The 1,088-nt window shown below is 67.3% G+C and carries 1 protein-coding gene; it reads left to right on the forward strand.

The window, feature by feature from the left end; genetic code table 11:
• Positions 1 to 101: 101 nt before the first annotated feature.
• Positions 102 to 1,079, forward strand: coding sequence for an IS481 family transposase (locus ABVB68_RS36820; RefSeq protein WP_353605578.1), 978 nt, complete (start codon positions 102 to 104; stop codon positions 1,077 to 1,079).
• Positions 1,080 to 1,088 lie beyond the last annotated feature (9 nt).

Raw genomic sequence — 1,088 nt, forward strand, 5'->3', positions numbered from 1 at the left:
TGTACTCGGCCAAGAGGTTGGTGACTCGCGTCGGTAGTTGATCAAGAGGAGACCTCCGGGCGTAGTGGAGATGCCTGTCTTCACGACAACCGGAGGTCTTGGTGACCCACGCTAATGCCCGGCTGACCTTTCACGGCAGATGCCTTCTGGTGCGCCGTGTCGTGCACGACCTGCGTCCTGTGGCACACGTGGCCAAGGAACTCGGAGTGTCGCGCCAGTGTGCGCACCGATGGGTGGCGCGTTTCCGGGCCGAGGGATGGGACGGCCTGCGCGACCGGTCCAGCCGGCCCCGCACCTGCCCAAGGCGTACTTCCGAACACCTCGAGGCCGCGGTGCTCGACGCACGGCGCACTCACCGGCGGGGGCCGGACTTCCTCGCCGCGGAAACCGGCGTCCCCGCACGGACCGTCAGTCGCATCCTGCGCCGCCATCAGATCCCGCACCTGGCATCCTGCGACCCGCTGACCGGGCAGCCGATCCGTGCCGAACGCCGCAGTCATGCCCGCTACGAACGCGCCCGGCCCGGCGATCTCGTCCACGTCGACGTCAAGAAGATCGGACGGATCCCGGACGGCGGAGGATGGCGGGCCCACGGCCGGGAAGCCGGGAAGACCTACGCTCAAAAGCAGGCCCGGATCGGCTACGACTACGTCCATGCGGCCGTCGATGATCACTCCCGCCTGGCCTATGCCGAGATCCATGCCGACGAGAAGGCCGACACCTGCGCCGACTTCCTCACCCGCGCCGCCGCGTTCTTCGCCGCCCACGGCATCGACCACATCGAAGGGGTCATCACCGACAACGCCTGGACCTACCGCAAGAGCACCGCCTTCCGCCAGGCCGTAGCCGACCTGGGCGCCCAGCAACGGTTCATCCGCCCGCACTGCCCCTGGACAAACGGCAAGGTCGAACGCTTCAACCGCACCCTGCAAACCGAATGGGCCTACAGCCAGGTGTTCACCAGCAACACCGAACGCGACCACGCCCTGGCGCCGTGGCTGAACTTCTACAACACTCGACGCCGACACACCGCGCTCGCAGGCCAGCCCCCGATCAGCCGACTGTCACCAACGTCATGACCGAGTACA

The organism is Streptomyces sp. NPDC096012, from assembly GCF_040426375.1.
In the GTDB taxonomy this organism is placed as follows: Bacteria; Actinomycetota; Actinomycetes; order Streptomycetales; family Streptomycetaceae; genus Streptomyces.